At 50.3% G+C, this 14,890-nt stretch carries 13 protein-coding genes; 7 read left to right on the plus strand and 6 right to left on the minus strand.

The annotated features are described in order from the left end of the window. The 4 genes from rsxG to dtpA all read left to right on the plus strand — a co-directional run bounded on the left by rsxG (position 1) and on the right by dtpA (position 4,165). On the plus strand, positions 1–630 hold the full coding sequence (gene rsxG, locus DUT67_RS10955; protein ID WP_113627512.1) for an electron transport complex subunit RsxG: 630 nt from the start codon (positions 1–3) through the stop codon (positions 628–630). After that, on the plus strand, positions 627–1,334 hold the full coding sequence (locus DUT67_RS10960) for an electron transport complex subunit E (RefSeq protein WP_113627513.1): 708 nt from the start codon (positions 627–629) through the stop codon (positions 1,332–1,334). Before rsxG ends, DUT67_RS10960 begins: the two co-directional genes overlap by 4 nt. Continuing rightward, the gene (nth, locus tag DUT67_RS10965) at positions 1,331–1,966 is read left to right on the plus strand and encodes an endonuclease III (protein ID WP_113627514.1); all 636 of its coding nucleotides are present in this window, start codon (positions 1,331–1,333) and stop codon (positions 1,964–1,966) included. Before DUT67_RS10960 ends, nth begins: the two co-directional genes overlap by 4 nt. Positions 1,967–2,650: 684 nt before the next feature. Next, positions 2,651–4,165: a dipeptide/tripeptide permease DtpA gene (gene dtpA / locus DUT67_RS10970; protein ID WP_113627515.1), complete on the plus strand. Its 1,515-nt coding sequence runs from the start codon at positions 2,651–2,653 to the stop codon at positions 4,163–4,165. A gap of 134 nt (positions 4,166–4,299) precedes the next feature. On the opposite strand, the gene cysB is transcribed toward dtpA, so the two are convergent. Both cysB and topA read right to left on the minus strand, forming a co-directional pair. Next, positions 4,300–5,274 carry an HTH-type transcriptional regulator CysB gene (cysB, locus tag DUT67_RS10975; RefSeq protein ID WP_048260151.1) on the minus strand — a complete coding sequence of 325 codons (975 nt, stop codon included), beginning with the start codon at positions 5,272–5,274 and terminating at the stop codon, positions 4,300–4,302. 581 nt (positions 5,275–5,855) lie between these two features. Beyond that, positions 5,856–8,456: a type I DNA topoisomerase gene (topA, locus tag DUT67_RS10980; protein WP_048260152.1), complete on the minus strand. Its 2,601-nt coding sequence runs from the start codon at positions 8,454–8,456 to the stop codon at positions 5,856–5,858. 369 nt (positions 8,457–8,825) lie between these two features. Between topA and DUT67_RS10985 the strand changes: the two genes are divergently transcribed. Continuing rightward, positions 8,826–9,095 (plus strand): YciN family protein, encoded by a 270-nt coding sequence (locus tag DUT67_RS10985; protein ID WP_113627518.1) that lies wholly within the window; start codon positions 8,826–8,828, stop codon positions 9,093–9,095. Positions 9,096–9,151: 56 nt separating this feature from the next. Here DUT67_RS10985 and sohB read toward each other — a convergent pair whose 3' ends face one another. Next, positions 9,152–10,198 (minus strand): protease SohB, encoded by a 1,047-nt coding sequence (gene sohB, locus DUT67_RS10990; protein ID WP_039294973.1) that lies wholly within the window; start codon positions 10,196–10,198, stop codon positions 9,152–9,154. Positions 10,199–10,555: 357 nt separating this feature from the next. Here sohB and DUT67_RS10995 point away from each other — a divergent pair, with 357 nt between their 5' ends. Next, positions 10,556–11,317, plus strand: coding sequence for a YciK family oxidoreductase (locus tag DUT67_RS10995; RefSeq protein ID WP_039294970.1), 762 nt, complete (start codon positions 10,556–10,558; stop codon positions 11,315–11,317). An 18-nt stretch (positions 11,318–11,335) separates the two neighbouring features. Beyond that, positions 11,336–11,926 (plus strand): cob(I)yrinic acid a,c-diamide adenosyltransferase, encoded by a 591-nt coding sequence (cobO, locus tag DUT67_RS11000; RefSeq protein ID WP_113627519.1) that lies wholly within the window; start codon positions 11,336–11,338, stop codon positions 11,924–11,926. A 71-nt stretch (positions 11,927–11,997) separates the two neighbouring features. Here the strand turns inward: cobO and rluB are convergent, their stop codons facing one another. From rluB to DUT67_RS11015, 3 genes are all read right to left on the minus strand, one after another. Beyond that, positions 11,998–12,882 (minus strand): 23S rRNA pseudouridine(2605) synthase RluB, encoded by an 885-nt coding sequence (rluB, locus tag DUT67_RS11005; RefSeq protein WP_113627520.1) that lies wholly within the window; start codon positions 12,880–12,882, stop codon positions 11,998–12,000. Between the two features lie 160 nt (positions 12,883–13,042). Then, positions 13,043–13,663 carry an L-threonylcarbamoyladenylate synthase gene (locus DUT67_RS11010; protein WP_113627521.1) on the minus strand — a complete coding sequence of 207 codons (621 nt, stop codon included), beginning with the start codon at positions 13,661–13,663 and terminating at the stop codon, positions 13,043–13,045. A 142-nt stretch (positions 13,664–13,805) separates the two neighbouring features. Then, the gene (locus tag DUT67_RS11015) at positions 13,806–14,678 is read right to left on the minus strand and encodes a PHP domain-containing protein (protein ID WP_113627522.1); all 873 of its coding nucleotides are present in this window, start codon (positions 14,676–14,678) and stop codon (positions 13,806–13,808) included. Positions 14,679–14,890: the final 212 nt, after the last annotated feature.

The raw sequence follows: 14,890 nt of genomic DNA on the forward strand, positions 1-14,890 counted from the left end.
ATGATGACGACAATGCGCCGCCACGCGACAACACTGGCTCTGTTTGCTGCTTCCACTACCGCAGTCACTGCCGTGGTGAATATGTTGACGGAACCAACGATCTCTCATCAGGCGCTGTTGCAGCAAAAGATGTTGTTGGATCAGGTGGTTCCCGCCGAGTTATACAACAGTGATATTCAGAAGGAGTGTTACGTTGTCACCAATCCGGCGCTAGGATCGTCAGCACCGCATCGGGTTTTCATCGCCCGACAGAATGGTGAACCGGTAGCCGCTGCACTGGAAAGTACTGCACCGGATGGTTATTCTGGTGCCATTCGGCTGCTGGTGGGTGCCGATTTTCATGGAAAGGTACTCGGCGTTCGCGTGACCGAGCACCATGAAACGCCGGGGCTGGGTGATAAAATCGAAGTACGAATTTCTGACTGGATCACGCGGTTTAATGGGCTAATGGTACAAGGTGAACATGACGGCCGCTGGGCAGTGAAGAAAGAAGGCGGGATGTTTGACCAGTTTACCGGAGCCACCATCACGCCGCGTGCCGTTATTAATAGCGTGAAGCGCAGCGCGCTTTATCTGCAAACGCTACCGCCACAAATCAACACGCTGTCCGCCTGTGGAGAGAACCAATGAGTCAAACCAAAGCGCTTTTCATTGACGGGTTATGGAAGAACAACTCGGCACTGGTTCAATTGCTGGGTCTGTGCCCCCTGCTGGCGGTGTCATCAACCGCGACTAACGCGCTGGGACTCGGGTTGGCAACTACGCTCGTTCTCACCTGTACCAACATGGCCGTCTCTGCGCTGCGCCGTTGGGTACCCGCGGAAATCCGTATTCCGATTTACGTCATGATCATTGCTTCCGTCGTCAGCACCGTACAGATGCTGATCAACGCGTATGCCTACGGTTTATATCAATCGCTGGGGATTTTTATTCCGCTGATCGTGACGAACTGCATCGTTATCGGTCGGGCTGAAGCCTTTGCGTCTAAAAATGCCGTCTTCCCTTCCGCCATTGACGGACTGGCAATGGGACTGGGGGCAACCAGCGCATTGGTGGTGCTCGGCTCTTTGCGTGAAATTCTGGGTAACGGCACGCTGTTCGACGGCGCAGACTTGCTGCTGGGCAGTTGGGCTAAAGTCCTCCGTATTGAGGTTGTCCATCTCGATTCCCCTTTCCTGCTGGCGATGTTGCCACCGGGTGCCTTTATCGGCCTGGGACTGTTGCTTGCCGTGAAATATTTGATCGATGAGAAAATGAAACAACGCCGAGCGCGTGCCGCTACCGCCGAAGGGAAAATGGTGCCAACAACCGGTGCCGTGGGGGAATCGCTGTGAACAAAGCTAAACGGGTTGAGATCTTAACGCGTTTACGCGACAACAATCCCCATCCGACGACTGAGTTAAATTTCAGCACACCGTTTGAATTGCTCATCGCCGTACTGCTTTCTGCACAGGCAACCGACGTCAGCGTCAATAAGGCAACCGCAAAGCTCTATCCTGTTGCCAACACGCCCGAAGCCTTGCTTGAGCTCGGTGTAGTTGGCGTTAAGGGTTATATCAAGACGATCGGTCTGTTTAACAGCAAAGCGGAAAATGTCATCAAGACTTGCCGCCTATTGCTGGAAAAACATCAGGGACAGGTTCCTGAAAATCGTGCCGCATTAGAAGCGTTGCCCGGTGTAGGACGAAAAACAGCGAATGTTGTTTTGAATACCGCGTTTGGCTGGCCGACGATTGCTGTTGATACCCATATCTTTCGCGTCAGTAACCGTACAGGATTCGCACCGGGTAAAAATGTAGAACAGGTAGAGGAAAAACTGCTGAAAGTTGTTCCGGCAGCATTTAAAGTCGACTGCCACCACTGGTTAATCCTGCATGGCCGTTACACCTGCATTGCTCGTAAACCGCGCTGTGGCTCCTGCCTGATTGAGGATTTATGTGAGTTCGGCGAAAAGGTCGACGCCTAATTTTAATCTGTTGTAGTCTGGTGAAACGGCTATCACCAGACCTTCTTCTCGATGATTCCACACTCGCACCGTCTTTCGCTCTCTCATTCTTAGCTTTCCTACTACCAGAGTCAGACACGCTCGCAGCGCCTCACAGCTCAAATAACCACGCCCTTTCTAGCGGAGCCTCGTTCAAGAGAACTGTATAAAAATACAATTAACCACTATTTAAGGCTAATAAGTTATTTTTAATAGAAAATTTAGTGATTGATAGTCACGCATAAAAACTATATCGATATTTATCTTATTGCCTACCACTGATGCTTTTTTACACTCACTGCATATTTAGTAATATGCAAAAGATTAAACCGCATATTCATTCATAATTAATGATATTGTCTTGATTTTAAGTAAAAGGCAGATTATATCACTTTCATAAAAAACAAATGCGGAAAACCGAGATAATCATTTGATGCAAAAGCAAGTTGCGAAATTAAACTCTGCATAACATTTATTTTCTGGTTTTATCCCACGACAAAAACCACTTGTAACAAAACATGTCAAATGACTTGTCTGTCCGTAAAATAACGTCAATATAACGCCGTTTTTCCTCCCCATAACAATCAAAAGAGGTTGCAGTTTCACTGTCTCACTCTTGTTATTTTCTCGTTAAAAAAAACGAGATATGTAAAATCAGAGGTCTTTGTGTCAACAGCAAACAACAGCGAATCCACCGAAAGCGTCAGCATTAACGCGTTCAAACAGCCAAAAGCGTTTTATCTCATCTTTAGTATCGAACTGTGGGAGCGTTTTGGTTACTACGGTCTGCAGGGCATTATGGCGGTTTATCTGGTCAAAATGTTGGGCATGTCCGAAACAGATTCCATCACCCTTTTCTCCTCTTTCAGCGCGCTGGTTTACGGCTTCGTCGCCATTGGCGGCTGGTTGGGTGATAAAGTCCTCGGCACCAAACGTGTGATCGTGCTGGGTGCCATCGTGCTAGCATTCGGCTACGCTATGATTTCCTACTCGGGCCACAGCGTTACATGGGTCTATATCGGTATGGCAACCATTGCCGTCGGTAACGGACTGTTTAAAGCCAACCCATCTGCCTTGCTGTCTACCTGCTACGCGAAAGACGACCCGCGTCTTGATGGCGCCTTCACCATGTACTACATGTCGGTGAACATCGGCTCCTTCTTCTCTATGCTGGCTACACCGGTACTTGCCGCGCACTACGGCTGGGGCGTTGCCTTCTCTCTGAGCGTGGTTGGCATGATTCTGACGCTGGTTAACTTCATGTTCTGCCGTAAGTGGGTCAGCACGCAAGGTTCTCAGCCAGATTTCCAACCGATTAATCTGCCGAAACTGGCCGTCACCTTGGTGGGTATTGTCGCGCTGGTCGCCATTTCCACCTGGCTGTTGCACAACCAGAGCGTCGCACGTTGGATTTTGACGCTTATTTCACTGGCTGTTGTTGCTATCTTCATCAAAGAAATGCTGGCGGTGAGCGGTGCTGAACGCCGGAAAATGATCGTGGCACTTCTGCTGATGCTGGAAGCCGTCGTCTTCTTCGTGCTGTACAACCAAATGCCAACATCGCTGAACTTCTTTGCTATCCGCAACGTTGAGCACACGATTTTAGGTTTTGCCTTTGAGCCAGAGCAGTATCAGGCGCTCAACCCATTCTGGATCATGGTTGCCAGCCCGATTCTGGCTGCGGTTTACAACAAAATGGGTGACCAGCTACCGATGGCGCACAAATTTGCGATTGGTATGGTGCTGTGTTCCGGCGCATTTCTGGTGCTGCCGTGGGGCGCGAGTATGGCTAACGAACAGGGTATCGTGTCCGTAAACTGGTTGATCCTCTGTTATGGCCTGCAAAGTATCGGGGAGTTAATGATTTCCGGTCTGGGGCTGGCAATGGTCGCTCAGTTGGTGCCACAGCGTCTGATGGGCTTCATCATGGGAGCCTGGTTCCTGACATCTGCCGGTGCCGCGATTATCGCAGGCTACGTCGCCAATATGATGGCCGTGCCTGAGAACGTCGTAGATCCGCACGCGTCTCTTGAGATTTATAGCAATGTCTTCCTGCAGATTGGCATCGTCACGGGTATCATCGCCGTTCTGATGCTGCTGACCGCACCAAAATTGACACGTATGACGCAGGATGTCTCCGAAGCCCCTGTGGATACCGTCACGACCACAGCATCTGTCTGATAACCCGCCCTAACACCTCGCTCGGATAACGGGGTGAGGTGTTGTTGGTGAAGCGTTTGAGGATAGATAGATGATAAAAAGCCAGACACTGTCTGGCTTTTTTGCTTTCAAGGCTTAAGTACGGCTGTTGATGCTTACTTCACTGGCAGCGTAATGTCTTTAAACATCGCTTCAATTTCATCATTCGAGCGCAGCGCAACGGCAGAATCGACAACATCACGCGTTAAATGCGGAGCAAAACGCTGGATGAAATCGTACATGTAGCTGCGCAGGAATGTACTGCGGCGGAAACCAATTTTCGTGGTGCTATAGCTGAAGATGCTGTTCGCGTTGATAGTCACCAGATCGGTTTCCGTCTGCGGATCAACCGCCATGTTAGCAATCACCCCCACGCCCAGTCCTAAACGCACGTAGGTCTTAATCACATCAGCATCTGTTGCGGTAAAGACGATGCGCGGCGTGAGACCCGCTCGGTTAAACGCGGTATCCAGCTCAGAACGCCCCGTAAAGCCAAAGGTATAGGTAACGATGGGATAAGCGGCCAGCTCTTCAATAGTGATGTCTGTTTTGGATGCCAGCGGGTGATCCGGTTTTACGACTACTGCGCGATTCCAGTGGTAGCACGGCAGCATGATCAGATCGTCGTACAGATGCAGCGCTTCTGTCGCAATAGCAAAATCAGCAGATCCTTTCGCAACAGCCTCGGCAATCTGCGTCGGCGAGCCCTGATGCATGTGCAGCGACACGCGAGGATAGCGGTCGATAAAACCTTTGATAACGCTTGGCAGCGCGTAGCGGGCCTGTGTGTGGGTAGTCGCGACGTACAGTGACCCTTTATCGGGATAGGTATGCTCTCCGGCGACCGCTTTGATGGCATCGACTTTCGACAACACTTCGCGTGCAATGCGGATGACTTCCTGTCCAGCGGGGGTCACCTGTGTCAGGTGTTTTCCACTACGGGCAAAAATCTGAATGCCCAATTCATCCTCCAGCATGCGGACCTGTTTACTGATCCCTGGCTGAGAGGTGTACAACCCTTCTGCGGTAGAAGACACATTTAGGTTGTGATTAACAACTTCAACAATATAACGAAGCTGTTGTAGTTTCATAATTTATCCCATTCCCAATTGAAGTGTGCGCGTGGCATCTCACGACGTTCTAACGACGTTCCGTTTTATACCCGTAATACTTCAAGCTGCATGTGCGTTGGCTGCGTTCAAATACTCGGCCCGTCGTGGGCCTCGCCCTAAAGGGCCGCTGCAAGCAGCGTTCAAATCCGCTCCCAGCAGATTTGTCACCCGAATCACTTACCTAAGTAAGCTCATCGGGATTCCCTCTCTTGCCGCCTTCCTGCAACTCGAATTATTTGGGATATATTGACCTTGATTACGCCTTAATCGTCCGGCGCATATTTCCATCAATTAATGTCATTTAATCATAAAAATTATTTTTATATAACCATTTTTACATGACGTCGGTGATTAAAGAACGCAGTGCGTGCGATTATCACCGAGGTAAACCGCATCATTCTCTATCACGGATCAACAATCCTCATGCTACCGCATGACAATCTTCATACATCTGTTTTATCAAGAGATATTCTGCGATCAAAAAAGCCAGCCTTACGGCTGGCTTGATTTAGCTATTTTCTCTGCACAACCACAGTTGGTCAGAGGATGGCGGAAAGAGATTACTTCTTCCCTTCAACCCATTTTCCATCAACATAAAACGCGGACCAGCCTGTTGCCTTGCCGTCTTTCTCTGACGAGACGTATTGCTGTTTGGTTTTGCGGCTAAAACGTACCTGGGTTTTATTGCCGTCTTTATCCGTCGCTGGGGCATCTGCCAAATAGCGCAGTTTCTCCGGCAAACGATCCTTGAATCGAACCAGTTCTTCTACCAGCGGTGCCCGCGTTTCACGAGATTTCGGGAACGTATTGGCCGCAAGGAAGACCCCTGCCGCACCGTCACGCAATACGAAATAGGCATCAGACTTCTCGCAAGGTAACTCAGGCAACGGCACCGGATCTTCTTTCGGTGGCGCAACATCGCCATTGCGCAGGATCTTACGCGTGTTGCTGCAAGTCTCGCCGGTGCAGGACATATATTTACCGAAACGTCCCATTTTGAGGTGCATTTCGGAACCACATTTCTCGCACTCAACGATCGGGCCATCATAGCCTTTGATGCGGAACTCGCCAGCTTCGATTTCATATCCGTCACAGGCTGGGTTATTCCCACAAACGTGCAGTTTGCGCTGATTATCAATCAGGTAACTGTCCATCGCTGTACCACATTTTTCACAGCGACGACGAGCACGCAATGCGTTAGTTTCGGCTTCATCACCTTCTAACACGTTCAGCACTTCGGCTTCCGGTATCAGGTTAATCGTGGTTTTACAGCGCTCTTTCGGCGGCAGTGCATAGCCGGAACAGCCCAAGAACACACCGGTGCTGGCGGTACGAATACCCATTTGACGAGAGCAGGTTGGGCAGTCAATGCTGGTTAACACCATTGCATTGGGTCGCATGCCGCCTTCTTCAGGATCCTGCTCAGCCTTTTCCAACTGCTGGCTAAATTCCTTGAAGAACTCATCCAGCACCGCTTTCCATTCCGCCTGATTATTGGCAACCTGATCGAGACGGCTTTCCATTCGCGCGGTGAAATCGTAATTCATCAATTCGCGGAAGTTTTCTTCCAGTCGATCGGTAACGATTTCACCCATTTTCTCGGCATAGAAACGGCGGTTTTCCGCACGGACATAGCCGCGATCCTGGATGGTTGAAATAATAGAGGCATAGGTAGATGGACGACCAATCCCACGTTTTTCCAACTCTTTAACCAGAGAGGCATCGCTATAACGTGCAGGTGGTTTGGTGAAGTGTTGCCCTGGCAGCAGTTTCTGCAGTGACAGCGCCTCGCCCACGGCCACAGTTGGCAACGTGCGATCTTCATCATTTTTACGCAACGCTGGCATGACTTTCGTCCAGCCATCAAAACGCAGCGTACGGCCTTTCGCACGCAGTTGATAATCTGCCGCTTCCACGATTAACGTGGTGGAGTCGTATTGCGCAGGTGTCATTTGACAGGCAACGAACTGACGCCAAATCAACTGATACAGCTTCTGCGCATCGGCTTCCATATCTTTCAGGCTGTCGGCCAGTACGCCAACATCGGAAGGACGAATGGCTTCATGCGCTTCCTGCGAATTTTCTTTGCTGCTGTAGGCGGTCGCCGCCTCAGGCAAATAGCGCTTGCCAAACTCTTCGCCGATATAGCCACGCACCATCGTCAGCGCATCCTGGCTGAGGTTCGTTGAGTCGGTACGCATGTAGGTAATGTAACCCGCTTCGTACAGACGCTGGGCCATCATCATGGTCTTTTTAACACCAAAGCCGAGGCGTGTACTGGCAGCCTGTTGCAGCGTGGATGTGATGAACGGCGCACCCGGTTTGCTGCTGGTCGGTTTATCTTCACGGTCACCAACGACATAGCGTGCGTTTTCAAGCAGACTGACCGCCGCATGCGTTTGCTCTTTATTAACCGGCTTAAAGGGTTTGCCGTTGTGGTGCGTTACCTGCATTTGCAGTTGAATATCGCTGCCCGCCAGCAAATCGGCGTGCAATTCCCAGTATTCTTCTGGCACGAACGCTTTGATTTCACGCTCGCGATCGACAATCAGGCGTACTGCAACCGACTGCACGCGCCCAGCGGACAGGCCACGGGCAATTTTTTTCCACAGCAGTGGGGAAACCATGTAACCCACCACGCGATCCATAAACCGACGCGCCTGCTGTGCATTAACGCGGTCAATATTCAACGTGTCTGGTTTTTCAAACGCCTGTTTAATGGCATTTTTCGTGATTTCGTTAAACACTACGCGGCTGAAACGCTGCTCGTCACCACCAATAATTTCCCGCAGGTGCCAGGCAATGGCTTCCCCTTCGCGGTCAAGGTCGGTTGCGAGATAGATGTGGTCGGCATTTTCCGCCAGCGTTTTTAATTCGGAGACAACCTTCTCCTTACCCGGCAGTATTTCGTAGTTGGCTTTCCAATCATGATAAGGATCGATGCCCATACGATTAACCAGCGCGGATTTTTCATCCTTTTTGACTTTCTTTTTCGTTTTATCTTTAGTCGTTGAGTCCGCGCTCTTTTTACTAACTGAGCCGCTCGTCGGCAAATCGCGCACATGACCGACGCTGGATTTCACCACGTAGTCATTGCCTAAATACTTATTGATCGTTTTGGCTTTTGCCGGGGACTCGACGATAACGAGAGCTTTACCCATATGTACTATTACCTGCTGAATTCTTCTGAAAATCAGATATTTTTCGGGGCATTCAGAGCGGATTCTACTGACTGCGCAAAATCCCACACTCTACCTGATAAATACTGCCACGCAACCTAATTAGCATGGAAATCCAGTTTTATCCGCTTCCTGCTAAATTGAATATCGGCAGGTAAGCCCCTAAAATGTAGCCCATTTGCATCATAATCTGCACTTTACGCTGAAACCGTATCGCAGTACCCTTTCTCTTGATGCAGTTTTTGAAATAACAGTGTTGATTTTTGAAATAGCCGCATTGGTTTTCGAAATAACATTGTTGATATAGTGTAACTACCCCCTTTTTCAAGGGTGAGTACAGGAGTAGCAATCATGTCACCTGAACAACGGGTTAATGAAGAAAAACGTCCTATTGACCGCCAGAGCTTATTAATTGAAGCCAATGACATCATTAAACATCACGATGATTATTTGCACGGAATGGTCGCTGATAGCGTAGAACAAAAAAGCGGCGTGCTCGTTTTTCGCGGTGAGTTTTTTCTCGATGAGAGCGGAATACCAACCTTAAAAAGTACTGCTGTATTTAACATGTTCAAACATCTTGCGCATGTTTTATCCGAAAAATACTATTTGGTCGATTAGACGCAAATGCCCGCAGTTTGCGGGCATTTGATGTTATACGGCTTAACGATACTCGGTTACAGCAGAGGCTTCGAACCACGCTGCCACCAGCGTAGCATCAGACGTTCAGCGGTATCTCCCGCACTGCCCGTCAGACGATCCAGCAGACGTTTACGGCGCGTATAGCGTACGCTTAATACTTCATGATTCGCCATTTCGGCAATGAGCAGGTCGTCACTGGTGCCGATAGCATCTATCAGTCCTAAATCTTTCGCCTGAGTGCCAAACCAGTGCTCTCCGGTTGCAACAGAATCAATATCCAGCGACGGACGCATCTGCTGTACAAAGTCCTTAAACAGCGTATGCGTGACATTCAGATCTTCGCGGAATTTCTCGCGGCCTTGTTCGGTATTCTCACCAAACAGCGTCAATGTACGTTTAAACTCACCCGCGGTATGCAGTTCAACATCAATGTCTTTGTTTTTCAGCAAACGGTGGAAATTGGGGATTTGTGCCACAACGCCAATAGAACCCACAATGGCAAAAGGCGCTGCTACGATACGGTCGGCCACGCAGGCCATCATATATCCGCCGCTGGCAGCCACTTTATCGACCGCAACCGTCAAACGTACGCCGCCTTGACGCAGACGTTGTAATTGCGACGCGGCCAACCCATAACCGTGTACTACACCGCCGGGGCTTTCGAGACGCAACAACACTTCGTCTTTCGGTTTCGCCACGGCGAGTACGGCGGAGATTTCTTCACGTAGCGAACTGACTTCTCCCGCATCCATACTGCCATTGAAATCGAGAACGTACAGGCACGGTTTTACACTTTTCTCTTCGCCACGCTTGGCGCGCTGTTTATCTTGCTTAGCCGTTTCTTTTTCTTTCTTTTTTTCTTGTTTAGATAACAGCTTACGTTCGGTGTCGCTCATACAAGCGGTCTGCATTTCACGCTGCATTTCCTGATATTGCTCGCCCAGATTCGTGACCTGCAACTCACCTTTATGCTGGCGCTTACGCTGCGTCATTCCGAATGCCAGAACGACTAACGCACCAATAGCCACCACGATGGTGAGTGCCTTAGCCAGGAATAAACCGTACAGAGAAAGTAATTCCACAAACACCGTCCTCATTGACTGAGTATTAATTAATGTTGGCCTACTCACCAACCATGGCCTTGACGTCGCGCGCCATTCCCTTCCTATAACCTAACTGATGGCACGCAATATGGCGATGTTATTCCTGTGGTTTTTATGCCTATTGCTGCTTTTTACAACAGCACAGGGATAAATAGAGGCAGTCTCATTGAAAACGTGCGGTATTTGAGGCATAACACCCCCATTCGCCCTGTTTGGATGCGCCTTCACCTGACGTTCCGAACCGCACGCCCCGACAGCTCGCATCGGGTCGATATGCTATGGCAGGTCTATTATCTGAAGCGTGAACGTTCTGCGTCGCGGCAAGAGGAATTCATTGTGCACTACCAACCTAAAATCGATTTACTGCAAAACCGCATCATTCTGGTCACCGGCGCGGGTGACGGCATTGGTCGGGAAGCCGCACTGACTTATGCTCGGTATGGCGCACACGTTATCTTATTAGGACGAACGGAAAGTAAACTGCAAACGGTTAAGCAGCAGATCGAACAAGAACACGGTACGACAGCACACGTTGTCGTCTGCGATATGCTGGCCTTATCCTCTGCACAGTGCTTTCAGTTGGCTGACGAGCTGTCACAGGTTGTACCCCATCTGGATGGCGTGCTTCACAACGCCGGATTACTCGGGGAAATTGTCCCTGTTGTACAGCAAACACCGGAGATCTGGCATCAGGTTATGCAGGTCAACGTCAACGCGACTTTCATGTTGACGCAAGCGCTACTGCCGCTGTTATTGAAATCGCCATGCTCTTCTCTGGTTTTCACCAGTTCCAGCGTCGGCCGCGAAGGTCGTGCTAACTGGGGAGCCTACTCCGTATCCAAGTTCGCTACAGAAGGCCTGATGCAGGTGCTGGCAGATGAGTATCGTTCGCACAATCTGCGGGTGAACTGTATTAATCCCGGCGGAACGCGTACGGGTATGCGCGCGTCGGCATTCCCCAGCGAAGATCCGATGAAACTGAAAACGCCGGCAGATATTATGCCGCTGTATCTCTACCTGATGGGCGATGATAGCCGCCGTAAAACAGGGATGAGTTTTGATGCTCAGCCAGGTAGAAAAGCCGGTCCAGCCGAATAATAGACAAGAGCACTCAATATGAGCGATGAACGCCACCAGCAGCGCCAACAGCGTCTGAAAGAAAAGGTCGATGCCCGCATTGCCGCCGCGAATGAAACGCGCGGTATCCTGATTGTGTTCACTGGGAATGGGAAAGGGAAAACGACAGCCGCGTTTGGCACCGTCACGCGGGCGATAGGCCACGGGTTACAGGCTGGTGTGATCCAGTTTATTAAAGGTGAATGGCCAAACGGTGAAAAGAATCTGCTGCAGCAGCACGGCGTAGAATTTCAGGTGATGGCAACCGGTTTTACCTGGGATACGCAGAATCGCCAGACGGATACCGAAGCGGCACAACATGTCTGGCAAGCAGGGAAACGGATGCTGGCCGATCCACAGCTTGACCTCGTCGTATTAGATGAGCTGACGTATATGATTAGCTATGATTATCTAGATTTAAGTGACGTTGTCACTGCATTGAAGCAGCGCCCCGCAGGACAGACTGTGATCATCACCGGTCGTGGCTGCCACCGTGATTTGCTCGAAATGGCCGATACCGTGACGGAAATGCGTCCAGTAAAGCATGCGTTTGATAACGGGATTCAGGCACAAAAAGGCATTGACTGGTAGTCTTTAGTCCCATAGCTATCAGTAATGGGCTAAATGAAAACGGGCAGCGAAAGCTGCCCGTATAGAGAAGCTTAGCCGTTACGTTTCGGCTTTGGAGATGTGCGACGTGCTGGCGCGCTGTTGATCTGGCTGTGACGTTTTACCGCACGGCGGATCTGGTTCGCCTTCACCCGACGGCGTTCACGCTCAACCGGCAGTTTCGACACTGTCTCTGCTGGAAGCTGCACTAATTCACGCAGATAGTTCAGCTGTTCCAGCGGCATTTCTGCCCAGCCACCGCGTGGAATACCTTTGGGCAACGTAATATCGCCGTAACGCACGCGAATCAGGCGGCTAACCTGCACGCCAACCGCTTCCCACAGACGACGAACTTCACGGTTACGCCCTTCTGTCAGCGTGACGTTATACCACTGGTTCAGACCTTCACCGCCCTGATAGCGGATAGTACGGAACGAGGCAGGACCATCTTCCAACTGTACGCCTTTACTCAGTTGTTTGATCTTTTCGTCGTCAACCTCACCGAAAACCCGCACAGCATATTCACGTTCAACTTCACGGCTCGGGTGCATCAGGCGATTGGCCAGTTCCCCGTCAGTCGTGAACAGCAGCAGACCGGAAGTGTTCACATCCAGACGCCCTACGGCAACCCAACGGGAACCCTGAATTTTCGGCAGACGGTCAAACACCGTTGGACGTCCATCAGGATCGTTGCGAGTACACAGCTCGCCTTCTGGCTTGTAATACACCAGCACGCGACACACGGTTTCTTCGGTTTCCTTAACGGTAACCACATGACCATCAATACGGATTTTGGTGGCTTTCGTCACTTCAACGCGATCGCCCAAAGTGGCAATCTTACCATCAACGCTAACGCGTCCAGCCTGAATGATAGTTTCAATCTCGCGGCGTGAGCCATGTCCGGCACGCGCCAGAACTTTTTGTAACTTTTCGCTCATTGAGCAACCTCTAGTGTCGCCTTCCCAGGCGTCGGGGGGAGTCATAACTGCCGATAAAATTCAGCAGGTTACGTAAAAATCGTTCGTCATATGCAATGCTGGCGCGATTATACCGATCTTCGCGCCATTTGTATTCCCATTGTTACAGCCGCCGCAGCGCTTATAAGAATGGCGTGACGTCACCAGTGCCTTCACGAGCAACGCGCGGTACGGACTCTGTCAAATCGATCACCGTCGTAGGCTGTTGACCAAGCGAACCACCGTGAATAATCAGATCCACCAGTTTTCCCAATCTTTCCTGAATTTCTTCTGGATCAGATTCAGCAAAATCATTTCCCGGCAGCATCAGCGTTGTCGACATCAGTGGTTCATTCAACGCGGCCAGCAGATCTAGTGCGATAGGATTAGACGGCACGCGCAGGCCGATAGTTTTGCGTTTTTCATTCATTAAGCGGCGAGGAACCTCTTTCGTCGCTTTCAGAATAAACGTGTAATTACCCGGCGTATTATTTTTAATCAACCGGAAAGCCGAATTATCAACATGGGCGTACGTCGATAGTTCGGACAGATCACGACACATCAGCGTGAAGTTATGATCGCTACCCAGATCGCGAATCCGACAGATGCGTTCCAGCGCGTTCTTTTCGCCCAACATACATCCCAATGCATAACCGGAATCTGTTGGATAAACTATCACTCCACCTTTATGCAAAAACTCCACCGATTGGCTGATTAATCGTGGTTGCGGATTTTGTGGATGAATATAGAAAAACTGACTCATGACCCTACCTCGTGCGTCTGACATATCGCGGCGTTGCTCATCCCACACCGCGTCATAATGCAATAGGGTTATTATAGAACGTGTCGGTGGTAAAAGATTGTTATTTCATGAGATAGCGATGTCATTAGACGGTAATGCCCCGCTACTTTGCCAATAATGGATGATGCCAAACGGGCTCGACATCAGCAGGTAGCCACAGTTTGCGACCCAGTTCAATCCAGGCACAAGGCAGATGAAAATCCGATCCTTGCGACGCCATTAGGTTGAAATCACGCGCATAGCGAGCAAGCTGCGTTCGTTCATCCGGCGCTTGTTGGCATTGCGCCACCTCCATCGCGATCCCACCACTTTCGGAAAACGTCGCTAACAGGCGTTTTAACCATTTTGCCGTCAGATCGTAGCGGCCAGGGTGAGCCAACACCGATACACCGCCAGATTGATGAATCGCCTCGATCGCTTGCGGGATGGAGCACCACTGTGGTGGCACGTAGCCAGTTTTTCCTTTCGCCAGATATTTTTTAAACACCTGATTCATATTCGCCGCGATGCCCAGTTCGATCAGATAACGTGCAAAATGTGCCCGTGTGATCTGACCTCCCGTCGCCAGACGCTGCGCGCCAGCCAACGCATCGGGAATCCGGGATTTTTCCAGCCGAGTCGCGATCTGTTCCGCCCGACTCTGCCGATTATCCGCCTGCTGTTGCAGCAACCCACGTAACGCAGGATGTGCAATATCCATCCCCAAGCCGACAATATGGATCTCATTATTTTCCCACAGCGTGGAGATCTCTACGCCGGGAATTAACCTTAGTGCCAACTCCTGCTGTGCAATCGCAGTCTGTGCTTCTTCAAGCCCAGCCGTCGTGTCGTGGTCGGTAATGGCCAGCACGCTCACCCGCATATCTACCGCCCGGCTGACCAGCGCTGTCGGCGTTAAAAGGCCATCAGACGCCGTAGTATGGCTATGCAAATCATAAAGTGGAAATGACGATATCGGTTGAGAATCTTCTGGCACAAGCCTACCCATTAACAAGAACTATGCGAAGGCCGCATGATGCCATTAATAGGAAGAAAAGGGTAATCCCTGCCGTTTACCTGAGTAATAAAATAATCCTATTGAAGGTGTTGACATTTTATCGCCGAACCAGTTAACTAGTACGCAAGTTCAGTACGCAGACATTGATCGGTACACAAACAGCGAGATGATGATAATGGCAACGCAGAAAA

The sequence above is a fragment of the Pectobacterium peruviense genome (assembly GCF_003312355.2).
In the GTDB taxonomy this organism is placed as follows: Bacteria; Pseudomonadota; Gammaproteobacteria; order Enterobacterales; family Enterobacteriaceae; genus Pectobacterium; species Pectobacterium peruviense.